20 protein-coding genes are annotated in these 25617 nt (G+C 44.9%); 5 read left to right on the top strand and 15 right to left on the bottom strand.

Annotated features, from left to right (window positions below; genetic code table 11):
* Positions 1-27: 27 nt before the first annotated feature.
* The 12 genes from nusB to R7R78_RS09460 all read right to left on the bottom strand — a co-directional run bounded on the left by nusB (position 28) and on the right by R7R78_RS09460 (position 11261).
* Positions 28-495 carry a transcription antitermination factor NusB gene (gene nusB / locus R7R78_RS09515; protein ID WP_005381571.1) on the bottom strand — a complete coding sequence of 156 codons (468 nt, stop codon included), beginning with the start codon at positions 493-495 and terminating at the stop codon, positions 28-30.
* The gene (ribE, locus tag R7R78_RS09510; RefSeq protein WP_005381572.1) at positions 495-965 is read right to left on the bottom strand and encodes a 6,7-dimethyl-8-ribityllumazine synthase; all 471 of its coding nucleotides are present in this window, start codon (positions 963-965) and stop codon (positions 495-497) included. Before ribE ends, nusB begins: the two co-directional genes overlap by 1 nt.
* 169 nt (positions 966-1134) lie before the next feature.
* Positions 1135-2244, bottom strand: a complete 1110-nt coding sequence (gene ribBA, locus R7R78_RS09505; protein ID WP_005381573.1) for a bifunctional 3,4-dihydroxy-2-butanone-4-phosphate synthase/GTP cyclohydrolase II — start codon at positions 2242-2244, stop codon at positions 1135-1137.
* A gap of 173 nt (positions 2245-2417) precedes the next feature.
* Complete coding sequence (locus R7R78_RS09500; RefSeq protein WP_225473456.1) at positions 2418-3071, bottom strand: riboflavin synthase; 654 nt, start codon at positions 3069-3071, stop codon at positions 2418-2420.
* A gap of 8 nt (positions 3072-3079) precedes the next feature.
* A complete protein-coding gene (ribD, locus tag R7R78_RS09495; RefSeq protein WP_130545217.1) occupies positions 3080-4207 on the bottom strand; it encodes a bifunctional diaminohydroxyphosphoribosylaminopyrimidine deaminase/5-amino-6-(5-phosphoribosylamino)uracil reductase RibD in 1128 nt (375 codons plus the stop codon).
* Between the two features lie 7 nt (positions 4208-4214).
* Positions 4215-4664 (bottom strand): transcriptional regulator NrdR, encoded by a 450-nt coding sequence (gene nrdR, locus R7R78_RS09490; RefSeq protein WP_005381578.1) that lies wholly within the window; start codon positions 4662-4664, stop codon positions 4215-4217.
* A 206-nt stretch (positions 4665-4870) separates the two neighbouring features.
* Positions 4871-6121: a glutamate-5-semialdehyde dehydrogenase gene (locus R7R78_RS09485; protein ID WP_225473455.1), complete on the bottom strand. Its 1251-nt coding sequence runs from the start codon at positions 6119-6121 to the stop codon at positions 4871-4873.
* A 17-nt stretch (positions 6122-6138) separates the two neighbouring features.
* Complete coding sequence (gene proB / locus R7R78_RS09480) at positions 6139-7278, bottom strand: glutamate 5-kinase (protein WP_005383771.1); 1140 nt, start codon at positions 7276-7278, stop codon at positions 6139-6141.
* Positions 7279-7399: 121 nt separating this feature from the next.
* Entirely contained in the window at positions 7400-7789 is a 390-nt protein-coding gene (gene crl, locus R7R78_RS09475; RefSeq protein ID WP_005381584.1) for a sigma factor-binding protein Crl, read from the bottom strand.
* 115 nt (positions 7790-7904) lie between these two features.
* Positions 7905-9152, bottom strand: a complete 1248-nt coding sequence (frsA, locus tag R7R78_RS09470; protein ID WP_225473454.1) for an esterase FrsA — start codon at positions 9150-9152, stop codon at positions 7905-7907.
* 91 nt (positions 9153-9243) lie between these two features.
* Positions 9244-9708 (bottom strand): oxytetracycline resistance phosphoribosyltransferase domain-containing protein Tet(34), encoded by a 465-nt coding sequence (gene tet(34) / locus R7R78_RS09465; protein ID WP_005381590.1) that lies wholly within the window; start codon positions 9706-9708, stop codon positions 9244-9246.
* Between the two features lie 263 nt (positions 9709-9971).
* Positions 9972-11261, bottom strand: coding sequence for an NCS2 family permease (locus R7R78_RS09460; RefSeq protein ID WP_225473453.1), 1290 nt, complete (start codon positions 11259-11261; stop codon positions 9972-9974).
* A gap of 1023 nt (positions 11262-12284) precedes the next feature.
* Here R7R78_RS09460 and R7R78_RS09455 point away from each other — a divergent pair.
* The gene (locus R7R78_RS09455; protein ID WP_005381594.1) at positions 12285-13757 is read left to right on the top strand and encodes an aminoacyl-histidine dipeptidase; all 1473 of its coding nucleotides are present in this window, start codon (positions 12285-12287) and stop codon (positions 13755-13757) included.
* 64 nt (positions 13758-13821) lie between these two features.
* Here the strand turns inward: R7R78_RS09455 and R7R78_RS09450 are convergent, their stop codons facing one another.
* Positions 13822-14361 carry a DUF3332 domain-containing protein gene (locus tag R7R78_RS09450; protein ID WP_005381596.1) on the bottom strand — a complete coding sequence of 180 codons (540 nt, stop codon included), beginning with the start codon at positions 14359-14361 and terminating at the stop codon, positions 13822-13824.
* 330 nt (positions 14362-14691) lie between these two features.
* Here R7R78_RS09450 and R7R78_RS09445 point away from each other — a divergent pair, with 330 nt between their 5' ends.
* The 3 genes from R7R78_RS09445 to R7R78_RS09435 all read left to right on the top strand — a co-directional run bounded on the left by R7R78_RS09445 (position 14692) and on the right by R7R78_RS09435 (position 18769).
* Positions 14692-15759, top strand: coding sequence for a succinylglutamate desuccinylase/aspartoacylase family protein (locus R7R78_RS09445; RefSeq protein WP_222712424.1), 1068 nt, complete (start codon positions 14692-14694; stop codon positions 15757-15759).
* Positions 15760-16023: 264 nt separating this feature from the next.
* Positions 16024-18210, top strand: coding sequence for a TonB-dependent receptor domain-containing protein (locus tag R7R78_RS09440; protein WP_053306531.1), 2187 nt, complete (start codon positions 16024-16026; stop codon positions 18208-18210).
* Between the two features lie 118 nt (positions 18211-18328).
* Entirely contained in the window at positions 18329-18769 is a 441-nt protein-coding gene (locus tag R7R78_RS09435) for a hypothetical protein (protein WP_005381599.1), read from the top strand.
* Between the two features lie 90 nt (positions 18770-18859).
* On the opposite strand, the gene R7R78_RS09430 is transcribed toward R7R78_RS09435, so the two are convergent.
* Entirely contained in the window at positions 18860-19168 is a 309-nt protein-coding gene (locus R7R78_RS09430) for a DUF3622 domain-containing protein (RefSeq protein WP_025998700.1), read from the bottom strand.
* A gap of 278 nt (positions 19169-19446) precedes the next feature.
* Positions 19447-23340 (bottom strand): phosphoribosylformylglycinamidine synthase, encoded by a 3894-nt coding sequence (purL, locus tag R7R78_RS09425; RefSeq protein WP_225473482.1) that lies wholly within the window; start codon positions 23338-23340, stop codon positions 19447-19449.
* A gap of 299 nt (positions 23341-23639) precedes the next feature.
* Here purL and mltF point away from each other — a divergent pair, with 299 nt between their 5' ends.
* A complete protein-coding gene (mltF, locus tag R7R78_RS09420) occupies positions 23640-25217 on the top strand; it encodes a membrane-bound lytic murein transglycosylase MltF (protein ID WP_170894036.1) in 1578 nt (525 codons plus the stop codon).
* Positions 25218-25617: the final 400 nt, after the last annotated feature.

Here is a 25617-nt window from a genome sequence, read left to right as displayed (position 1 = left end):
GTGCTGACCTTTTCATTGAAGAAATCGTTATTTCTTACGAATGTGAGGTGCTGCTTTATCAAGTACACCATTCACAAACTTGTGGCTATCTTCTGCTGCGAAAACTTTTGCAAGTTCAATCGCTTCATTGATAACAACTTTGTAAGGAACATCTTCGCGACGAGTCATCTCGTACATAGCAAGGCGAAGAAGAGCAAGTTCCATCATATCTAAATCCTGCATAGGACGAGAGATGTATGGACGAATTTTGCTATCTAGCTCAGCGTGGCTAAGTACAACACCGCTTAATAGTTCACGGAAGTAAGCTACGTCTGTCTCTGGAGCAGCAAGCGCTGGCTCAGATGCATGAAGTTCTTCTTCATCGTATTTGTCGCCAGACAAAAACTGTTCTTCAATCTTGGCAACATTCTCTTTAGTAATTTGCCATGAGTAGATCGCCTGTAGAGCGAATTGACGTGCGTTACGACGTGCGGCTGGTTTCACACTGGCCCCCATTAGGAATCAATTTCAGATAGTACATTAATCATTTCAAGTGCGCTTAGTGCAGCCTCTGCACCTTTATTACCAGCCTTGGTTCCTGCGCGTTCAATCGCTTGATCGATCGTATCAACAGTCAAAACACCAAATGCTACTGGAATGCTGAATTCCATAGACACTTGTGCTAGACCTTTGTTCATTTCACTACAAACATAGTCAAAGTGAGGCGTTCCACCGCGAATAACAGACCCTAGAGAAACAATAGCGTCGAATTTGCCAGTTTTAGCAACACGCTGAGCTACTAGAGGTAGTTCTACGGCACCTGGACAACGCACAACCGTGATGTTGTCTTCGCTTACTTGTCCGTGACGCTTTAGTGTATCGATCGCACCAGAAAGTAGGCTTTCGTTAATAAAACTGTTGAAACGAGAAATAACGATAGCAATTTTTGCATTTGGCGCTGGGAAGCCACCCTCGATCACTTTCATAAGCTTTCCTTTAACTCTATTTATAAGTGAAATATGTTCATCAAGTGAGAATCGCCGGATTCTAGCACAAATTTGTGAGCAATATCTAATGGAAATTGGAGGCAAATCACCGGTTCCTAGCCATTGACGAGTTAAGCACGTCAAAGACTAGGAACTTATTGTTCGGTTGTTACTCGCAGACGTACTCAACAACGTTCAGACCAAAACCACCTAACGCGTGGTACTTTTTGTTGGTCGATGACAGAAGGCGCATATCATGTACACCGAGATCCGCAAGAATCTGTGAACCAACGCCAACACGGCGAGACGTGCCTTGTTTTTTAGCAAGCGTTGGGGCTTCACCTTTGTCTTGCGCTTCGAACATCTTCACGCGATGAATAAGTAGATCGGTCGATTCTTCATGGCCAAGAACAACCAGCACACCGCCTTCTTCACCAATGCGTTTCATTGCCTTATCTAGTGTCCAGCTGCGCTCTGCATTACGATCGCTACGTAGTAAGTCGGTAAAAACGTCTTGAAGATGAACGCGAACCAATGGCGCTTTTTCTTTCAAATCGCCCTTGCACATTGCATAGTGCACTTGGTTATCAATGGTGTCTTTGTACGTGACTAACGTGAACTCGCCAAACTCTGTCGGTAGCTTGCACTCTGCCACACGCTCAATCGTTGTCTCAGTGTTATTGCGGTACTCAATTAGGTCGGCAATAGTGCCCAATTTAATACCGTGCTTCTCTGCAAAGATCTCTAGATCTGGGCGACGAGCCATCGTGCCGTCGTCATTTAAGATCTCAACAATCACCGATGCTGGCTCTAAACCAGCAAGACGAGCCAAATCACAGCCAGCTTCAGTGTGACCTGCACGAGTCAGTACACCGCCGTCTTGAGCTGCGAGAGGGAAGATGTGACCAGGCTGCACCAAATCCGCAGCTTTAGCGTTTGGCGCGACTGCTGCTTGAACGGTACGTGCGCGATCTGCGGCTGAAATACCAGTCGTTACCCCTTCTGCTGCCTCAATCGAAACAGTAAAGTTGGTGGTGTATTGCGCATTATTGTCTTGCACCATTGGTGGCAGACCTAGACTTTCGCAACGATCTTTGGTCATGGTTAAACAAATCAGGCCACGGCCATAGGTTGCCATAAAGTTGATGGCTTCCGGCGTAATATGCTCGGCAGCCATGATCAAGTCACCTTCATTCTCGCGGTCTTCATCATCCATTAGGATGACCATTTTGCCTGCGCGAATATCATCAATAATTTCTTGTGGCGTACTGATTGGCATAGTCTGTTATCCCGTTATTCTAAATTTGTTATTGCGACAGCAATGAAAAATTACGTTGCAGTGAATGCTAGTTAGGTCAATAGTTTGAGCTTTGCATTAAGCAAGTCAATGAATCTCGCGGTGTTCTGTGAGTCTGCTCTTTATCGCATGCCTCACGCAGCCACTCCCAAGACTTATGCAAAACCGTTTTGCTGTAAAAAGTCCATCGTGATACGAGACTCGGCCTTATCTTCTTGTTGTCCTTGCAGTAAACGCTCCATATAACGCGCAAGTACATCAACTTCTAAGTTGACTTTGCGCCCCACTTGAAACTGGTCAATCGTAGTTTCTTCACTCGTATGAGGAACGATCGTCAGCTTAAAAGCATTTTTACGTAAGTCGTTGACGGTTAGGCTAATACCATCAACAGTAATCGAGCCTTTCTCTGCAACGTACTTGCTAATTTCCGCAGGCATTGCAACCCAAAACTCTATCGCACGGCCAACTGAATTGCGTTCGACAATTTCACCAACCCCATCGACATGGCCAGAAACGATATGTCCACCCAACCGCGTTGTTGGCAACATGGCTTTTTCTAGATTCACCTTATCGCCTACTTGGTAATCAGCAAACCCAGTTTTCTTCAAGGTTTCTAATGACAGATCAGCACTGTAATAGTGGCTTCCGAAGTCAACTACCGTTAAGCAAACACCATTGGTCGCAATGCTATCGCCTAACTTAACGTCTGACATATCAAGCGTACCCGTTTCAACCGTGACGGTGATGTCTTCGCCATTCGGCGTAATCGCAGCTAACTTGCCAACTGCTTCTACTATTCCTGTAAACATACTATTTCTTATCTAATTTCATTACGTTTTATGGTGGCGGTGATGCGAATGTCTACCCCAACCATACGAACGTCTGTAATGTTTAAATCTATGACGTCAGCCATAGCGCTTAACCCTAAAGCACCGATAAGCCCCCGACCATCGCTGCCCATGAGTTTTGGCGCAAGGTAAACAATGAGCTCATCTACAAGATTAGCCTTTATCATCGCACTCGCTAGCGTAGCTCCAGCTTCAACCCATAAGTGATTGATGTGGTGCTCATCCGAGATACGTTTTAATGTCGTTGATAAGTCAATTTGGTCAGCGCTGTCCAATAGAGGGATACAGTCTCCATCAGAGCGAACAATAACTCGTTCTCCATCGGTATGGAACAGCTTGAGCGCATCCGTTAAATGGTTCTGACGGTCTAAGATTACACGTACTGGTTGACGAAGCTCTTCTTGTAAATACTGCGCTTGAACACTATTAGGTAAGTCATCCCAGCGCACATTGAGTGATGCATTATCATCAATCACCGTTTTGCTAGTAGAAAGAATGCCACCACTTATCGCTCGATAACGCTGCACATCTTGGCGGGCCGCTGGGGAGGTGATCCATTGGCTCTGACCATTACTGAGTGCGCTTTGCCCATCCAAACTGGCTGCCATTTTTAATTGAACAAACGGCATGCCTGTACGCATGTACTTTATAAAACCAGGGTTAAGGGCAAGGGCATCTTGCTCTAACAAGCCGATTTGTACTTCAATTCCGGCATCACGTAACATCTGGATGCCGCGACCTGCAACTTTCGGGTTTGGGTCTACCATGGCGCAAACCACACGTGCCACTTTGGCTTTAATCAGCCCTTCGGCACATGGCGGTGTACGGCCGTAATGAGAGCAAGGTTCTAGCGTCACATAAGCGGTTGCACCAACTGCTTTTTCACCCGCCATGCGCATCGCGTGCACTTCGGCATGCGGCTCACCAGCACGATGGTGATAGCCTTCACCGACAATTTCTTCATCACGAACGATGACACACCCTACATTTGGATTAGGGGCGGTGGTATAAATGCCACGTTTCGCTAACTTAATAGCTCGTGACATCATGGCGAAATCTAAATCAGAAAACGCTCTTTCAGGAGTGTGTTGAGTCATGAGCTACTCAGTCTTCTAGGCGGGCAATCTCTTCGCCAAACTCGCGAATATCTTCAAAGCTGCGGTAAACGGAAGCGAAACGAATGTAAGCCACCTTATCGAGCTCTTTGAGCTGGTCCATGACTAAATTACCAATCATTTCACTCGGAACCTCTCGCTCACCCGTCGCACGCAGTTGTGATTTGATCATACTGATCGCTAACTCTATAGAATCGGCACTCACTGGGCGTTTCTCTAAAGCGCGTTGAATACCTCCAACCATTTTATCTTCATCAAATGGTTCACGGTTGCCATTCGATTTGATCACTTTAGGCATCACTAACTCTGCGCTTTCAAACGTAGTGAAACGCTCGCTACACGCCAAGCACTGACGGCGACGTCGAACTTGATGGCCATCAGCCACTAAGCGGGAATCAATAACTTTGGTATCGTTCTCGGAACAAAAAGGACAATGCATATCACCTCCATATCTATACCAAAATAACCTCATGAGCAATCACGGATAACCACGCGTTCATGGTTATACGGACTCTATTAAAGCTATTTGGGTATAACGCTTTCAAACCGAAATAAAAGCTCATGTAGTGTAGCGGAATTGGTATGTTAGACAAAACAAAAAGGGGCGCAAAGGCCCCTTTTTCACTCAAGATCTCGTCGAATGTGTTAACTGCGTGCTAAGTAGTTCGCTTTACCAACCCACTTGTAGCTAGTTAGCTCTTCTAAGCCCATCGGACCGCGTGCATGTAGCTTTTGCGTAGATACTGCGACTTCTGCGCCAAGGCCAAATTGCGCACCGTCTGTAAAGCGCGTTGAAGCATTCACATAAACCGCCGCCGAACCGACAGAATTGATGAACAGCTCTGAGTTTTCCAAGCTATTGGTCATGATCGCATCTGAGTGGCTCGCGTTATGGACACGCATATGATCAATGGCATCTTTCACATCAGACACAACTTTTACACCAAGAGTGTAGCTCAACCATTCCGTATCAAAGTCACCTTCAACAGCATCGCGAATTTGTGTTGCTTGAGCCATCAGTGCTTTTACCTTAGGCTCTGTCACGAAGGTCACTTTATCGTTCATGCGCTCTACGATCATTGGTAGGAATTGCGCTGCAATTTTTTCATGCACGAGCAGCGTATCTAATGAGTTACACGCAGATGGACGTTGAACTTTAGAGTTCTCAACCACATTCAGGGATTTCTTTAGATCAGCGGATTCGTCGACAAAGATATGGCTGATACCAAAGCCACCAATAATCACCGGAATCGTGCTGTTTTCTTTACACATTTTGTGTAGGCCAGCACCACCGCGTGGAATGATCATGTCGACGTAATCGTCCAACTTAAGCAATTGAGAAACAAGCTCACGATCTGGTTTTTCAATGTACTGCACAGAAGCGGCTGGAAGGTTCGCCTTTGCGAGCGCAGACTGAATAACCTTCACTAATTCCATATTCGAGAAAAAGGTCTCTTTGCCACCACGTAAAATGCTTGCGTTGCCGGTTTTCAAGCACAACGCTGCGATATCAATGGTTACGTTTGGACGCGCTTCATAAATTACGCCCACGACACCAAGCGGCACACGACGACGAGACAGTGACATCCCATTTTCCAGTACCTTACTGTCTATTTCGCTGCCTACAGGATCGTTCAAGCTAATGACGTTGCGAACATCATTCGCAATTGCAGTCAGTCGTTCTTCATTAAGCAAAAGGCGATCGAGCAGCGCATCGGTTAAACCCGCTTCAAGGCCAAGTTCGATGTCTTTAGCGTTTGCCGCCAAAATAGCAGCAGAGTTTGCTTCTAGCTCATCAGCGATGATGGCTAATGCTTGGTTCTTTTGCGCAGTTGACGCTGTCGCTAATTCGAAAGCTGCATCTTTAGCAGCTTTACCCATATTCGTTAAATCCACTTTGCTTCCCTCTAATTCTATTCCTGAATGACGACCAAATCATCGCGGTGAATCACCTCAGAGCCATAATCATGACCCAAAATAGAGATGATATCTTTACTGTGTTTGCCCGTAATTTTAGTTAGGTCATCACTTGAGTAGGCGCTGATGCCACGAGCCACCAACTTACCGTGAGCGTTTGTTACACGCGCCACTTCGCCTCGTGCGAAGTCACCACTAACTTTGATGACCCCTTTAGCAAGTAGGCTACTGCCCTTGCCGACCACAGCATTGACTGCACCATCATCAATAACGATGTCGCCCGATGCCGCAGGTCCCGCTAGAATCCAGCGTTTACGGTTCTCTAAGGCTTCAGCGCAAGGTAGGAAGCGCGTACCCTGAGGTTCAGCACTTAAAGAGTCAAAGATAACATTCGGCGCACTACCAGCAGCAATAATAACCTCGATACCTGCGCGGCGAGCGATGTCTGCGGCTTGCAGCTTCGTTGCCATACCACCAGTACCCAATGTTGTACCGCTTCCACCTGCGATTTTACGCAGCGTGTCGTCGATGGTTTTTACTTCCTTGATAAGCTCTGCGTTCGGATCTTTACGAGGGTCAGCAGTAAACAGACCTTTTTGGTCCGTTAAAAGCAAGAGCTTATCTGCACCACATAAAATGCCTACCAAAGCGGAAAGGTTGTCGTTATCGCCAACTTTAATCTCGCTAGTCGCAACGGCATCATTTTCGTTTACGATAGGAACAATATCGTTCGCGACGAGCGCATTAATAGTGTCACGCGCGTTAAGGAATCGCTCACGATCTTCTAAATCGGCACGGGTTAGTAACATTTGGCCGATCTTGATACCATAAATACCAAACAAAGACTCCCATGTTTGAATCAAGCGGCTCTGCCCCACCGCGGCAAGTAACTGCTTACTCGCCATCTCGTTGGGCAATGCGGGGTAACCAAGATGCTCACGGCCTGCTGCAATCGCACCAGACGAAACCATTACGATTGAATGGCCTTGTTTTTTAAGCTCAGCACACTGGCGTGCTAACTCAACCATGTGTGCACGGTCGAGTGCCAGAGTGCCGCCTGTCAGCACACTTGTACCCAGTTTCACAACGACAGTTTGTGGTTGTGAAACAACTGCATTTTGTTGATTCGTTGTCATGATGTCTTCTGAAGTGAAAAACAAATAAAGAGAAGATGTTTTAACAATCAAATAGGGAATTAACAAGAGAAAAGGTGCGTTTTCGCACCTTTTTGTTTGGTATTAAATGAAAACAACCAAATTAAGCGAAATCGAAAGACTCCGTGTGATATTCGACTTCTAATTTGAAGTGTTCTTCTAAAGTATCAACCAGCTTTTGATGGAATGTGCTCTGCGTGAGATACACTTCCTCTACCACTTTTTTGGGAAGGGCTTCAGATACCCATTGCCCTTCTTTGTTGTACTTGCCAATATGATATTTAGCAGTAAAGCCTCCCTCGATGGATTCCAAATCCATCCACCAGCCCCAAAATTCACGCTTCTCAGGCGATTTTTTGTCGTCTACACATACAGATAAACAATCAAAATAATAGCGCCCTTCTTGCGATTGTGGTTCGCGCAGGTAAGGTCCTATCGCCTTCAACTTTGACATCAAGCGAAAGTGAGTCGGGCCCTGAGTCGTCTCTGACATATGAATCTCCGTTTTCATAGTTAAAAGTAAACACCCAAGAATGATTATTATTTTTAATTATCATGAGCTTATTTTTTGCTCAGATATATCACTCTTAACTAATTTAGGAGAATTGTCACCCTAATAATTCATCTTCTAGCCACTTTATGGCTAAATCGAGGGATTGCTCATATCCTTTTGTAATTGTTTTGGAACTGATTTTTTTCGCTCTACCATACTGGCTAAATAGAGCAACAAGTTGATTATCACTGTGTGGCGACACTGGATCGCCTTCAAGACTCAAAGCCAAAATAGGCACTTTGGTTTTTCGACTGCTCAGGAAGCCCTGAACCTTCAATGACCACGCCATCATCTGACCAGCCATGCTATTAATATCAACCGCATTTTTCCCCAAACGGGAAGCCAAAAGATCTAAGTACATCTTCGGCATTTTTTGCAACTTCTGAGGGGAAGTAAAAATATCATGTACGGGTGCGCCTAGAGCGACACAAGCTTTGATCTTTTCTTGCTCGACAAAAGAGAGTCTGATCATGGCATTACCACCAAAACGAAACCCAACTAACCCCACTTTGTGATGATCAACCCAAGGTAGCGAGTAAAGCTCATTCAATACCGCTTGATGTAGGCAACTTGAATTCTCGGTCAAGGGCCAATTAGAGCTATGCCCTACCGAAGGCATGTCCACGGTTAACATCGCAATATCTCGCGGTGCAAGACGATTACGGAACAAACGCCACATGTCGGTTTGTAGGGTATCCAAACCAGCGCTCACCATTACCACAGGCAACTGTTTATCCGTTCTTGGTAAATGGAGGTTCGCGATGATTTTGCGATTTTGGTAAGGCACTTCAATTTGCTTGATGGTGTACTTAGTTTTTTCTGCGCCGTCAGAATACGCTTTGTTTGCCAGAACTTGAGCTTGCGATGCCAAGTTGTCATTTTTTAAATGTGGGTAGCCTGCAATACTAAAACACAAAGAAGCAGTGAAGAGTTCATCCGCTGCCTCTTCTCCTTGCATTTCATTTGCTCGCTTCTGATGATCCATACCAAGCTTGATCCACTCAAATGTCCAGTTACCACTGTGATAACCCATTACAGTGTCTAACCAATCATCATTGGTTCGCGAGTGAGAAGATGAAGCAATTTTGGACAGTACGCCTTCCATTTCGATCGGAGACAATCCTTGCCAAGCCCATTGCAAGCGACGCAAATGACGATACCAAGCACGATCACCCTGCGCTTCTCGTTCATCAAGTATTTTTTTACTGGTCGGCATGTACTGGGTAAGCGCGGAGGTTTCTTTTGCTTGCTTATGTTTCACGAACAAAGTTTCGGAAAGATTTTTACTGACGTCTTCAGACATAGGAAGAACCCTAGGCTATTAGCATGATTTAATATCATAATAAAAAAAATGCCCCTATAAAGGGGCATTTCTCAATATTCTTTAACCGCGTTTATTTTTGCTTGCGGTTTACTGGCTCAGCATACTGGATTGACATATCCCAAGGCTGCTCGATCCAAGTGTCTTGAGCAATATCTACAACGTAATCATCCAGCAGCTCTTTGCCTGATGGTTTCGCACACACAGCGATCATTTTCGCTTTTGGATACATCTCACGTAGTTTGCGCGCTGTATCACCACTGTCTACTAGGTCTTCAACGATTAGGTAACCTTCGCCATCACCTTCAGGTGCTTTTAGTACCGTCATATCGCGCTGATGATCATGGTCGTAGCTTGAAATACAGATTGTATCAACGTAACGAATACCCAGTTCACGAGCCAAAATAGCGCCAGGAACCAAACCGCCGCGGCTTACCGCCCAAATTCCTTTCCATTGCTCAGCTGGCATTTGTTTTTCAGCCAGTTCACGGCAGTAAGTCTGCATTGCATCCCAAGTGATAATGAATTTTTTACTCATTGTAATAACCTAATAATTTGAAAATATGCATCCTCAAAATCTAGCGAAGTCACTCAAAAGCGGAATGCTCACTAACTTCTCCAAAATGTTTGGAGACGAGGATTTCAAGCTGCGCAAACGATTATTCTACCGAAACACACCGCTAATACCAACGGTGATATCAAAATTCTCTGCCTATTCCGCAGAAAAACCGTCTTCTGTGAACAACGTAAAAAAGAAAAAGCCAGCGTGAATAAATCCACACTGGCTTTTTGCTCGAGAAATTAACCGACGAGGTATTTAACGATGAAGATGGCTGACATCACCCATACACTCATCGACACTTCACGGCCCTTACCGCTGAATAACTTGATCGCCGCGTATGCGATAAAGCCTAACGTGATACCTTCTGCAATCGAGAATGTTAGCGGCATAACTAAACAAGTCACAACAACTGGGGACGCTTCAGTTAGGTCACGCCAATCAATGCTTACTAGCCCAGACAGCATCAAGATCGCCACATAGAATAGCGCACCTGACGTTGCATAAGCAGGGATCATACCCGCAAGTGGTGAGAACAATAGAGCAAGTAGGAAGAGTACACCAACAACCACGGCTGTTAGACCAGTACGCCCACCCGCAGCTACACCAGAAACGCTTTCAATATAAGATGTCGTGTTGGAGGTACCAAGTAATGCACCTACTGACGTTGCTGTTGAGTCTGCAAGTAACGCTTTGTTTAAACGAGGGATGTTGCCATTCTCATCAGTTAGACCAGCTTTTTGAGAAACGCCAACGAGCGTACCTGCGGTGTCAAATAAATCGACAAATAGGAAAGCAAATACGACGGAAATCATGCCTACTTCAAACAAACCAGAGAAATCCAGTTGCATGAAAGTTGGCGCAATGCTTGGTGGCGTTGACATAATACCGCTCCACTGCACATCACCAAATAGAAGACCAAGCGCTGTAACGCCAAGAATGGCGATCATCACCGCACCTTTCACACCACGGTGAACCAGTGCAATCGTAAGAAAGAAGCCAATCGCGGCCAATACAGATGGCAATGATGTGATCTCTCCCATAGAAACTAATGTCGCTGTATTATCAACGACGATACCTGCATTTTTTAATGCGATAAACGCTAAGAAAAGACCAATACCAGCTGAAATACCTGTTCGTAGAGAATGCGGGATCGAGTTAATAATCCACTCACGGATCTTAAATACGCTTAAAAGAATGAACAGAAGGCCAGAAACAAATACAGCCGCCAACGCAACTTGCCACGTATAACCCACTCCCAATACAACAGAGTAAGTAAAAAATGCGTTCAGGCCCATTCCTGGTGCCTGTGCGATTGGGTAATTGGCAACAAATCCCATGATAAAACAGCCGATTGCGGCAGCAAGACAAGTCGCGACAAAAATGGCGCCACGGTCCATACCGGTATCCGACAGGATCGCTGGGTTTACAAAAATAATGTAAGCCATAGTTAGGAAGGTCGTAACACCTGCAATGATCTCAGTGCGCACATTTGTGCCATTTTCACTGAGTTTAAAAAGCCTCTCGAGCATGATCGAATCCTGTAAAGGTAAAAAGTAAACGGTTGCGTAATCGATTGGCAGGAATTATAAAGTTATCAAATAGCAAATTCTAGATAGAATCTTCACTCTAATGCGTTTTTTTTCTTTGGATATGAAACACATTCTCTAACCCATCAAAGCAAGTAAAGAAATATATTCTTATAAAACAATAGGTAACCCAGATAACACAGTTCTCTAAAAGAGAATAAAAACTGAGCAATGTACTAAACTTTCAGATGAAAAAGGCCCATTTTAAACATGGTATCTAACAGATTTGATGGAAAAGTCGATAAAACCGAAGAATGGGGAATAGAAGAAGACTTTGATGGCAATAAGTGAGTCAGGAAGAGAAAATAGAGATAAAAAAACGCCACCCAATTTGGGTGGCGGTGAATCATGTCAGCACTATCACTGAAAAAAAATTCCAATTTATAGGGGTGAACAAACTGTTCGAGTCACATGCGTTGACTTCACTTAGTAGCCAAAGCTTGTTGGGTATACAAAGTTACCGGTGTAAACAGACTTGCTATTCCAGAACATTGTACTTGGTAAACCTTTCATAACTATCACCTTTTAAATCAATTAAACATTCGTTGATTTCTCGGTTCCTTGGAGGCGATAAAACGGACTCATCCTTTGAGCATTTCATTCTTCTCTCAGAAGCTGGTTACAAATATACCACCAAGAAATTTAATTACAAGCATTTTAGTGATTGGAATCACAAAAAATGCACAAATTGACCTTTATCAAAGTTTATGTGTAATTAAATTACAATTTTATGAATTAAAAAATAAAGCCACTTTCAGAATATATGATAGAGAACACATAGTGCTTGTTATTGTATTCACAAACTGTGACAGTTCTGAGAGAAATCCTTGTGATCGCGACTACTCGTACTCCTTATCTGGTGGTATGCTAACGGCAATTTGAAGGCCAAATCGTCTAGCATTTAATGCTACCTTGACAATATTTTTACGGTATATATTTGGCAAAGCACATCAAAAGGAGTCCTCCGTGTCTGAGTTCCATTCTGAGATCAGTACCTTATCACCTGCTCCACTTTGGCAGTTTTTCGATAAGATTTGTTCTATCCCTCATCCATCGAAACATGAAGAAGCATTAGCACAGTACATTATCAACTGGGCAACAGAGCAAGGCTTTGACGTTCGCCGTGATCCAACCGGTAACGTGTTCATCAAAAAGCCCGCGACACCAGGAATGGAAAATAAGAAGGCTGTTGTACTTCAAGCACACATCGACATGGTGCCGCAGAAAAACGAAGACACTGAACACGACTTCACCAAAGATCCAATCCAACCTTACATCGATGGCGAATGGGTAACTGCGAAAGGCACGACGCTTGGTGCAGATAACGGTATTGGTATGGCTTCTTGCCTTGCTGTATTGGCATCTAAAGATATTAAGCACGGTCCACTCGAAGTTCTGCTGACGATTGATGAAGAAGCAGGCATGACTGGCGCATTTGGCCTTGAAGCTGGTTGGTTAGAGGGTGAGATTCTTCTAAATACAGACTCTGAGCAAGAAGGCGAAGTCTACATGGGTTGTGCAGGTGGCGTTGATGGCACCATGACTTTCGATATTTCTCGAGAATCAACGCCTGCAGGTTTTGTAACACGCCAACTGACGCTGAAAGGCCTAAAAGGTGGTCACTCAGGTTGTGACATTCACACAGGTCGCGGTAATGCCAACAAATTACTTGGTCGTTTCCTTGCCGGTCATGCTCAAGAGCTTGATTTACGTTTAGTCGAATTCCGTGGTGGTAGCTTACGTAATGCAATCCCTCGCGAAGCGTTTGTTACTGTCGCGCTTCCTGTCGAAAACCAAGACAAACTTGCTGAGCTGTTCAACCACTACACTGAGCTGCTTAAAACTGAATTGGGTAAAATCGAAACAGGTATCGTAACCTTTAATGAAGCGATCACGACTGACGCGCAAGTATTTTCAATCGCCGATCAGCAACGATTCATTGCGGCACTTAACGCTTGTCCAAACGGCGTAATCCGTATGAGTGATGAGGTGGAAGGCGTTGTTGAAACTTCTCTAAACGTTGGTGTGATCAGCACAGAAGAAAATAAAGTCACCGTGCTTTGCTTGATTCGTTCTCTCATTGACTCTGGCCGTAGCCAAGTGGAAAGCATGCTGCGCTCGATTACTGAGCTAGCAGGCGCACAAATTCAGTTCTCAGGCGCTTACCCTGGCTGGAAGCCAGATGCAGATTCCGAGATCATGGCAATTTTCCGTGATATGTATGAAGGCATTTACGGTCATAAGCCGAACATCATGGTCATCCATGCTGGTCTTGAGTGTGGCCTATTTAAAGAACCATACCCACACATGGATATGGTTTCTTTCGGTCCAACAATAAAATTCCCTCACTCTCCAGATGAGAAAGTGAAGATTGATACTGTTCAGTTGTACTGGGATCAGATGGTCGCGCTTTTAGAAGCGATTCCAGAGAAAGCATAATTCAATCACGAAAAATGACAAAGGGTGCCATACGGCACCCTTTTTTTGGTTTAGTTGAACCCAACTACACACGGTTTTGCGCGTAAGCGGCTAATTCATCCATTGAGGTTTGTGCAGCAACTTCACCATCAATGTAGTAAGTAACAAACTCACCATCGCGTACACCCATGAGTGTCGCCTTTTCACCGTTACTGTAAGTAATATCCATTTGAACAGTGTTCTCATCGATTTGCTGCATTCGCCCCTGCTCAATGACACGGTTATCCGCTAATGGTGCGATTGGTGCCGTCGTTAACGACTTATCTAACTGGTGATTGACATCAATGTAAGTATCTACCTTTGTATCGAAGATATGTGGCTTACCATTTAACGGGTTCTTACCCGTCCAAAATTCTAGAGAGTTAAACACGATATAATCCGCTGCGATCGCGACACCATAAACAGGCGCTAAAAGCATATTTAGGCCACCTCGAGCGTAACGGTTGTCAACAGCTTTCAAGTTAAACCCCATGACATAACCTGTCACGGCATTACTACCTACGCAACCTGAAAGTGAAACTGCTACCGCAGTCAATGCACCAATTTTAGCAATTGCCTTTTTCATCAAAACCTCTAGTTAGAAAGTGTGAAACCTCAAATTCGGCGCGGATATTATCGGATAAAAAGTAGGGTTAAAAGTCCGTTTTTTTGTCCTCCATGAACAGTATTATTTTTAATACAGTCACATTTTTTAAGGCTATTATTGCGCTCTCTTCTCTATGGCTTGTTATGTATTAAACTGATAGAAAAGATCATATTGAAAACAAAAACTTCACACATACCAAAATTTCACGCATGACGATTAAAGTAATTTGTCGTGTCCTTAATGAGAATGATTAGTGCGATTTTGCAGCAATTGTTACATTGCTGATGACGCATTTGACAGAGATGGTTTATGGCCAGAAGTAAAAAAAGCAAAGTGTTTGAGCTCTTAGGACATCAAATACAACCAGGACAACGATTAGAGATCGAATTTGAAGCAGCGAAGCTATATACACATTCGCCTTTATCTATTCCTGTGGAAATCATCCATGGGAAACAAGAAGGACCAGTGTTAATGGTGAATGCCGCTATCCATGGTGATGAGCTTAATGGCGTAGAAATCGTTCGTCAGATCATTAACCAACTGGAACCACAAAAACTGAAAGGCACTGTCATTGCAGTACCTATCGTTAACGTTTTTGGTTTCATCCATAAATCTCGTTACTTGCCCGACCGACGAGATCTCAACCGTTGCTTTCCTGGCAGTGAAAAAGGCGCACTTGCATCTCGTATGGCACACGGGTTCTTTAACAACATTGCCAAGCGTTGTGACTACATTTTGGATCTACACACAGGGGCAATTCATCGCACGAACTTACCACAGATCCGCGCAAACTTAAGCAACCCAGAAACTCTGCGTATTGCTCAAGCATTTGCAACGCCAGTGATTGTTGATTCAGCATTGCGTGATGGCTCTTTACGCAGTGAAGCAGAAAAATGTGATATTCCAGTGCTCACCTACGAGGCTGGCGAAGCATTGCGCTTTGATCCACTTTCGATAAGCGCTGGTGTACTCGGGGTTCGGCGCGTAATGCAAGCCATTGGTATGTTGCGTGCGAGCAGGAAAAAGCTGCCTGAGCCTATCATAGCGAAGTCCACCAGCTGGGTTCGCGCGTCAGGTAACGGCATTTTGCGTACTGTCGTTAATCTGGGAGACAAAGTAGAACAGGGGGAAACGCTCGCTTATATTAGCTCTCCTCTTGGTCATGATGAGATAGAACTAAAAGCCCCGAAGCGTGGTTTGGTTATCGGTCAACAAACATTACCATTGGTGAACGAAGGCGATGCAATTTTCCACCTTGCCTATTTTAACCAAGGTGATAATGCTTTAGAGCAAGCAGTCGAAAGCTATATTGAAGGCCTCACTGAATTCGATGCCGAGCCGCTGACCACCGGACAGATACCGTTAGAAACTCAGTAATTCCTACCAAGTAGGCGCCTGATTAGCTCAAAAGGAGCAACAGTGCTCGCACTATCTTGTTTAAAAGCCAATAAGCTCAGCATCCATGATGCTGGGCTTTTTGTTTTATGTAAGCTAACGATACTTATCGTAGTTTCCACGAATGGATAAAAAACTTTACAATCCATCGCAAAAACACATTTGATAATTAATCTCATTATCATTTATTAATCGTAATAATGTTCTTATAATCCGAGCTTCATAAAAACACTATAAATCATCAATATGAAACGATTAAAAAGTCATCCATTCAAAGTAAATCTCATTTCACTGGCTTTGCTCTTCCCTCTTTATTCATATGCCGAGACAGCGCCAAATGAAGAGCTTGAAGTCATAGGCGTTCGTTATGCCAAACCTATTACCATTGCTGAGCCTGCGCAAACCACCATTAATTGGTCAGAGATTGAAGAGCAACAGTACTCTAATTTTGCCTCAATGATCGATGCCGTTCCCGGTGCATCAATAGATGGTGGCGGTCGTTCTGGTGGCGAACGTATTAACATTCGTGGTTTTGATGATCCAAGCGATATCGCCGTCTTTGTCGATGGCGCTCCAATCGGCTTTCAACAATACCGCTACGGTACCTTCTTTTTTGATCCGTTCTTAATTGGCGAAGCAGAAATTATCAAGGGCGCGCACGACTATCGAGCACTCAACGGGAAGTTTGGTGGCTCCATTCGCATTAAAACCAAAAGTGTCGATGATCTCCTGTACGGCGAAAGAAACTTTGGTGCTCGCATCTCAAGTGCATACAACACCAACGGCGATGAGAACGCCTACACGCTAACACTCTATGGTAAAAACGATACTGGTTTTTATTTTCTAGCGAATGGCTCGGTAAAAGATTCTGATGACATTAAAGTCGGAGGTGGTGAAACGCTGGATTACTCAGGTTATGAGCAAGAAAACATGCTCGTAAAGGTCGGTTATGAAAACAACGATCACGAGTTTGAAATTAGCCACACTCGCTACAAAGATGAAGGTCGTAAACCTTGGGCTAACCGCCGCGGAAAAATGCCTAACATCACCGAATACAATATCAAGAAATACGGCTCATTAGAAAAAGCCCAATACGCTTACACCGTCGATAACAAATACACGGACAACACCACGACCATCTCTTACCACTACATGCCGACTAACCCGTATATTGATTTCAATATCAAAATGGCACGTTCCGAAAACGATCGTCATTGGGTTCGCCCTGACGTAGCATTCGAGAAAATGTTCGTTTCTGTTGGCAGTTACGGTCATGAGTCATGGCTGAGTTACGAGCGTGATTACGTTGATGTGTTTAACCAAGCGCAATTCGGAGATCACACTCTAGTCACTGGGCTTCAATATCAAAAAACCGATAGAGACTCGTTAGTATTCAACGCATCATACGACAGTAATGAAGCGAAAAACTACGGTTGGTACACCCCTTACTACGAACCATCTGGCACGCAGTCAATTTATGCCGCTTACATTGCTGATCACTATCAAGCAACAGACCGCCTAACAATCACACCTTCTCTGCGTTACGAATACATCAAGAGTGAAGGAAAAGGGAACGCTGCGCCGGATTATAATGATCCAGCTGCCGGACATAACTACGGTGAAACGACGCATAAAGGCTTTAGCCCACGTTTGGATATCGACTTTGATGCGAGCAATAATACGCGTTTAAACGCCTCCTACGCCTACGCTTTAAAAGCACCAACCGTTGATAACATCTACTCAGTGCAATATGCGCGAGCTACCGCTACGGCTACTGCTTTGAATCTGGACGTGTCTCGTATCCATGCTTATCAAGCAAGCGTTATCAACTTAACGGAAGGGCTGGTGAACTCTCGCGATAACCTCGCAACAGAGTTAACTATGTTCTATAACGATGTTAGCGACACAGTTGATATACGAACGGGCGAAAACCTCGACAAAAATACTACTGAGTTACAAAGCTGGAATACAAACCTAGATGGCTTTAAAAACTATGGCTTTGAGCTAATTTCACAATACCGGATTGAAGATTTCTACAGTAATTTCTCAGCAAGTTACATTCGCGGCAAAAACAAAGGTAGCCTATCTGACTCTACAGGTTCAGATGATGATCATCCTGATGTACCGCCATTAAACATTAATCTGGGTTTAGGTTACGAATGGATTCCTGGTTTACGTACGGGCTGGGAAGTCCGTTGGTATGATGCGCAAACCAAAACCAAGGCAAGCGGTAACAATTTAAAAGTGAAATCGCCAAGTGAGCAATACACGCTACAAAACGCTTACGTGGTTTGGGAAATACAACAAGTCGAAGGCTTGAGCGTTGGCGCGGTTGTGAAAAACTTAACCGATCGTTACTACGAAGCATACCTATCTAATGGCGTGCCTTCGCCTGGTCGCGAAGTCAAACTGCACCTCACTTATCAATACTAACCATACCTAAAAGATGCAGGGCAGACATTAACTGCCCTGTTATATCGTATCCAATGGCCATAATTGCACGCCGTTTTATTTATCAGTATTATCATTTCCTTTTGCTTGCATACACATTATGAACAATCTAAAAACACGGCTTCTTCTGATTTGCTTCTTCCCTGTAGGTAGCCTAGCGCAAGCTTCTGAGAACATTGCAGACTACTTACAAGAACAAAGCAAGCACCAAGTTTCAGAAGATTTTTACGCACAGCCAACAGCAAATAACCTGAATCTAGATGCAAAAACTAACTCTTTAACTTGGCACGAAGATGGTAAGCCGGATCACTGTCGTTACGCCAAGCAGCCCAAAGACGTCGCAACACATTTCGACTACGGTGAAGCAAACGATCTATCTGACGGCTTACAACACTTTGATTTACCGGAAAGACATTCTGCAAAGGTCAAATCGACACATCGCACTTATGCTAATAACCCTCACCTTCTTCCTGGCAATAAACAATTTGCAGCCCCTGAAGACGGCACGTTTAGCCTGTCCGTATCATCGGATTGTTTTTAGCCGATATAAATAAAAAATGCCCTGAGACAAAACTCAGGGCATTTTCACTATTTGTTTGATGGGTAACGTCACCATCTCACCGATTTAAACTTATTCTTCGTCAGTGTCTACTTCGGTTTCACGTGCTTTGCGGGCTTCTTCTTTACGAACTTTTGCCGCTAGTTGTTCTGCTTCACGCTCTTGACGTTGCGCTGCTTTACGCTCGTTACGAACCACTTGGTTTTGGATAAACCCAGCCAGTTCTTGTTCAGCCCAAGCTTGTGCTTTCTCTTCGCTGTCAAAGCCTGTTTCACGCTTTGATACTACAGTCTTACGAGATGTCACTTGGCGAGTGATTTCTGCGCTCCAGCCGTTACGTTTTTCAGTGACTCGGATAGCAAATTTTGGATTCTTAGACATTTCTTTCATTTCCTAAGGGATTTAGGGATCAATCAGGGATTCGGTCAACTTGATAACTCCATCTAAGCTGAGCTGTTTAACACCATCCCTTGGTAAGCGCGGTATTAGAGCATAAAAGTAATCTAAACGCTGCAAGTTTTTTACGCTAGATAATAGATGACAAAGAAGAGGCAGAACAAAGCAACGTTTCGCCAAGTCACTAGAAAGAGTGATAAGAAAAAAGAAAGCGCTGATCTCTCAACCAACGCTTTACTTAAGCTAGATTAACCTTTGGTTAATTAACCGATATTCTTACGAGCATTTTGGAACATACGCATCCAAGCGCCATTTTCACCCCAACCTTCCGGAGCCCAAGAATTTGCAACTGTGCGGAATACGCGCTCTGGGTGAGGCATCATGATAGTTACGCGACCATCTGCTGTTGTTAAACCGGTAATCGCGTTTGGCGAACCATTCGGGTTGTTCGGGTATTGTTGTGTTGGGTTACCGAGGTTATCCACGTAACGAACCGCAACCGTACCTGATGCTTCAATCGCTGCTAGGTGCTCTGCATCACGTACTTCTACACGCCCTTCTCCGTGGGAAACCGCGATTGGCATACGCGAACCAACCATGCCGTCGAAGAATACAGAATCAGATTTCTGAACTTCAACTAGACTAAAGCGCGCTTCAAAACGCTCAGATTCGTTGCGCACAAAACGTGGCCACAAGTCTGCACCTGGGATCAGCTCTTTCAGGTTTGATAGCATCTGACAACCGTTACATACACCTAAAGAGAACGTCTCTTCACGGTTGAAGAAGGCTTGGAACTGTTCACGAGCTTGTGCGTTAAACAGGATAGACTTAGCCCAACCTTCACCCGCACCTAGTACGTCGCCGTAAGAGAAGCCACCACAAGCTACTAGGCCATGGTATTCATCCAGTACCGCTTGGCCTGTTAGGATATCGCTCATATGGATGTCGGTTGCTTCAAAACCAGCTCGGTCAAACGCTGCTGCCATTTCGACGTGGGAGTTAACGCCCTGCTCACGTAGAATTGCCATCTTAGGTTTAGCACCTTTCGCAATGTACGGTGCTGCTACGTCTTCATTTACGTCGAAGCTGAGCTTAACGTTTAGACCAGGGTCAGAGTTGTCTTTCTTAGCTTCGTGCTCTTGGTCTGCACACGCTGGGTTATCACGTAGACCTTGCATCTTATGCGTTGTTTCAGCCCAGATAACGCGTAGTTCGGTACGTGAACGTTCAAGCACAACTGCATCACCAGAAGTGATAACAAAGTCGTCTGAAGCTTCAACAGAACCAATCACATGTGAGCATGCCTCTAAGCCGTTTGCCGCCAGAGTAGATAGAACTGAATCTAGATCATCATTCTTAACTTGAACAACCGCACCTAGCTCTTCGTTAAATAGAACGGCCAGCGCATCGTCACCCAGCTCTGCGATGTTCGCTTTTACGCCACAGTGACCCGCGAATGCCATCTCAGCCAGTGTAACAAACAGACCGCCGTCGCCTTTATCGTGGTAAGCCACTAGCTTGTCATCACGTACTAACGCTTGCATTGCATCAAAGAAGCCTTTTAGCTGCTCTGCATTATCTACGTCAGCAGGTTTGTCACCCAGCTGTTTGTATACTTGTGCCAATGCTGTCGCACCTAAGCGGTTTTTGCCGTTACCCAAGTCAACAAGAACTAGAGAAGTCTTTCCTTTGTCAGTGCGTAGTTGAGGAGTCACGGTCTTACGTACGTCTTCCACACGACCAAATGCCGTGATAACTAACGACAGTGGAGAAGTGACTTCTTTGCTCTCGCCGTTTTCTTCCCACTTGGTTTTCATCGACATGGAGTCTTTACCAACTGGGATAGTCAAACCTAACGCAGGACACAATTCTTCACCAACCGCTTTCACTGCTTCGTAAAGACCCGCATCTTCACCTGGGTGACCCGCTGGAGACATCCAGTTCGCAGACAGTTTAATGTGTTTAATATCACCGATGTCTGTTGCCGCAATGTTCGTTAGTGACTCACCAACGGCTAGGCGAGCCGATGCTCCAAAGTCTAGTAATGCCACTGGCGTGCGCTCACCCATCGACATTGCTTCGCCATGGTAAGTGTCGTAGCTTGCCGCTGTTACTGCGCAGTTTGCTACTGGTACCTGCCAAGGACCAACCATTTGATCACGAGCAACCAGACCCGTTACTGTTCGGTCACCGATAGTAATTAGGAATGTTTTTTCTGCAACAGCAGGAAGACGAAGTACGCGATCCACCGCTTCATTAAGCTCAATACCATCACGAACAATGGCAGGGCTTTCCACTTTTAGTGTGGTTGCGTCACGGTGCATCTTCGGTGGCTTACCAAGCAGGATATCCATTGGCATATCGATTGGCGTATTGTCGAAGTGAGAATCTTCTAACGTTAGATGACGCTCTTCTGTCGCCACACCCACCACTGCATACGGTGCGCGTTCACGCTTACAGATGGCGTCGAATGCTTCCATGTTTTCTGGCGCTACCGCTAGAACGTAACGTTCCTGTGATTCGTTACACCAGATTTCCAGTGGGCTCATGCCCGGCTCATCGTTTGGTACATCGCGTAATTGGAACTTACCGCCACGCTCACCGTCGTCGACAAGTTCAGGCAATGCGTTAGAGATACCGCCTGCACCCACATCGTGGATAAATGCGATTGGGTTATCGTCGCCTAACTGCCAACAACGGTCGATCACTTCCTGACAGCGACGTTCCATCTCTGGGTTTTCACGCTGTACCGAAGCGAAGTCCAGATCTTCTGCTGACTGACCAGATGCCATGGAAGATGCCGCACCACCACCAAGACCGATGTTCATTGCCGGACCACCAAGTACGATTAGGCTCGCACCTACAGGGATCTCTTTCTTCTGTACGTGTTCATCGCGGATGTTACCCATACCACCAGCAATCATGATTGGTTTGTGGTAACCACGAATTTCTTCACCCGCATGAGAAGTGACTTTTTCTTCGTAAGTACGGAAGTAACCCAATAGATTGGGACGACCAAATTCGTTGTTGAATGCCGCGCCGCCAAGAGGGCCTTCAAGCATGATGTCTAACGCATTCACAATACGACCCGGCTTGCCGAAGTCGGTTTCCCATGGCTGTTCAAAACCAGGAATACGTAAGTTAGAGGTTGTAAAACCAACCAGACCCGCTTTTGGCTTACCGCCGATACCCGTCGCGCCTTCGTCACGAATTTCACCGCCTGAGCCAGTCGATGCGCCCGGCCACGGAGAGATTGCCGTTGGGTGGTTGTGCGTTTCTACCTTCATCAAGATGTGCGTATCTTCATGGTGGTACGTGTATTGACGAGATTTAGGGTCAGGGAAGAAACGCCCCGCTTTAGAACCTGTCATAACGGCTGCGTTGTCTTTGTATGCAGACAGTACATAGTCAGGTGTCGTTTCAAAAGTGTTTTTGATCATTTTGAACAAAGACTTAGGTTGATCTACCCCGTCGATAGTCCAATCTGCGTTAAAAATTTTGTGGCGACAATGCTCTGAGTTCGCCTGAGCAAACATCATCAATTCAATGTCGTTTGGGTTACGCCCAAGCTTAGTAAAGTTCTCGACCAAGTAATCAATTTCATCTTCTGCGAGTGCCAAGCCAAGGGAAACGTTTGCCTCTTCAAGCGCAAGACGACCGCCAGCTAAGATATCAACATGTGCGACAGGCTTAGGCTCTGCAACAGTAAATAATGCTGATGCGGCTTCAAATTCTGTGAATACTGTTTCCATCATGCGGTCGTGAATTAACGCTTTAACAGCGTCAGCTTGAGCTTCTGATAGAACAACTGAAGACTCGACATAATAAGCCGTACCACGCTCTAGACGTTTCACTTTATCCAGACCACAGTTAACAGCGATATCGGTAGATTTAGAAGACCAAGGCGAGATAGTGCCAGGACGAGGCGTGACAAGAAGTAGAAGACCTTCAGGCTCATGCTCTTCGATGGTTGGGCCGTAAGTTAGTAACTTTTCAAGTTTTTCTAACTCTTGGTCATCAAGGTCTGACTTTAGATCGGCAAAGTGCATAAACTCGGCATAAATGCCAGTTACAGGCAGATCTTGTTCACGACAAAGTTCCAGTAGTTTATTAACACGAAACTCTGAAAGAGCTGGGGAGCCACGCAAAATTCTCATGTGCTTAGGTCTCTTATGCAATTGATTAAGGTGATATTGGAATAAATTCAGACACTTAAAATAAGCCCTGTCGAACCTATGCCGATTCCACCTCGTCATTGCGAGCGCATTATATAGTAATTGTTTTTGTGATGTAACACCAAAAGCAACCGTTTGCGTCATTTTTTTTGTCAAATTTGAATTACAACTAAAATGTCGATAAAACACACAATGTCACGTTATAAGTGTGTGATTCACTTTGCCCCATGAGCTCGCTTTGATATAAAGGCAAATAGAAATTTTCCAAGATGTACCTATTAATGCAAATAAGTCACTTCAACCGGCTCAAGCGCAGTGCTCTAATTTTAGTTTCTGTTCTTTTGCTCTCAGCTTGCCAGATTGAGTCGGAGCCCAAAAGTGAATTTGAAAAAATTCAAGAACGTGGTGTGCTTCGTGTTGGCACGCTAAACAATCAGCTTTCCTACTACATAGGTCCCGATGGTCCCGCAGGGTTGGATTACGAATTGGCGCGTCAGTTTGCGGAACAGCTCGGCGTCAAACTCGAGATTAAACCAGCCTTTCGCCAGGCTGAGCTTTTTCCTGCTCTTAAGAAAGGAGATATCGATATCATCGCTACGGGTTTAAATCAAACGTCACAAGCAGTCAAACGATTTAGACCAGGCCCTGCCTATTATTATGTAAGCCAACAAGTGGTATATAAAAAAGGGCAACTTCGACCACGTGATATCGAACAACTCATTGAATACCAAGCCTCGAAAGACGACGAGTCCGACGAAGATACAAATGCAGGCGCTCAAACATTAAAGATCGTTGAACAATCGCAATATGTTCCGACCCTAACAGCGTTAAAGAAGCAGTATCCAGAACTTCAGTTTGAAATTGTTGGTGATGCTGACACGAGAGACTTACTCAAATACGTATCGACGGGTGAGTTACGTTTTACTGTGACTGATTCGGTGGAACTTTCCCTTGCTCAACGCCTTTACCCCGATCTTGCGCTCGCGTTCGAACTTACAGAAGATCAACCAGTATCTTGGTTTACTCGACGTTCTGAAGACGAAAGTTTGTATGCGATGCTGATAGAGTTTTTCGGTAACATCAAACAATCAGGAGAACTGTCCACCCTCGAAGAAAAGTACATTGGTCATATTGAAGCATTTGACTACGTTGATACTCGCGCATTCATTCGAGCTCTGGATGACAAATTGCCTAAATGGGCACCTTTATTCCAAAAATACAGCGAAGAGTTCGACTGGCGCTTAATTGCAGCATTGGCTTATCAAGAGTCACACTGGAAACCAACAGCAAAATCGCCAACAGGTGTTAGGGGGATGATGATGCTGACTCTGCCAACAGCGAAAAGCGTCGGGGTAACAAACCGTTTAGACCCTGAGCAATCTGTTCGTGGTGGTGTCGAGTACTTACGTCGTATTGTAAGTCGCGTGCCTGATAGCATTAACGAGCATGAAAAAATATGGTTTGCGTTAGCTTCATACAATATTGGTTACGGCCACATGATGGACGCACGACGACTCACCAAAGCACAAGGTGGCGATCCGAACGCTTGGGCCGATGTAAAAGACAGGCTGCCTTTACTTCGTCAGAAGCGCTATTACAGCCAAACTCGCTATGGGTACGCCAGAGGCGATGAAGCGCGTAATTACGTAGAAAATATTCGACGTTACTACCAATCCATCATTGGTCATGTCAGCCAACAGCCAGCGATTGATGAGAATAGCGATGACTTACAAGTGATTCCGCCGCTCACCCCCGACATTTTGATATCGGGCGCAGTAGAGACCGTCGTAGAACAAGTCTCTGGCGCTTCTGACGTCACGGTTGAAGAAGACACCGAACAAGAAAGCATTGAAGAATAAACCCGCGGTAAACTAAAAAATGACGAGCCCATGAGCTCGTCATTTTTATTGAGTCCTAACGAAAACTTATCTAGAATCCAAGACTCTGAGTGACACCAACCACACTCAACCATTCCTTTGGTTGGTCGCCTTTTCTTCATCGTTAGTAAAACTGATTGCTTTGTAACAGATTGTTTTGCAACCACATGGTTTAGCTCACTTGATGAAGCGGCGCCTTCGGCTACACTCTGCCGAAATAACGTCACTCCTATTATTAAGCATCGTATTGAAATTGTTTGCTGGCTCTGTGCAATGCAGAAGTCAAATGAAGAACGTTTAAACCATACAATGTTTAGTGCGATTATCGAGCCTATTGCCAAGCATCGATAAGCCGCGCTTTACTGGTATAAGTCTTGTCTGC

The organism is Vibrio sp. 2134-1 (genome assembly GCF_033339495.1).
This window is presented reverse-complemented; position numbering and strand designations above follow the sequence as displayed.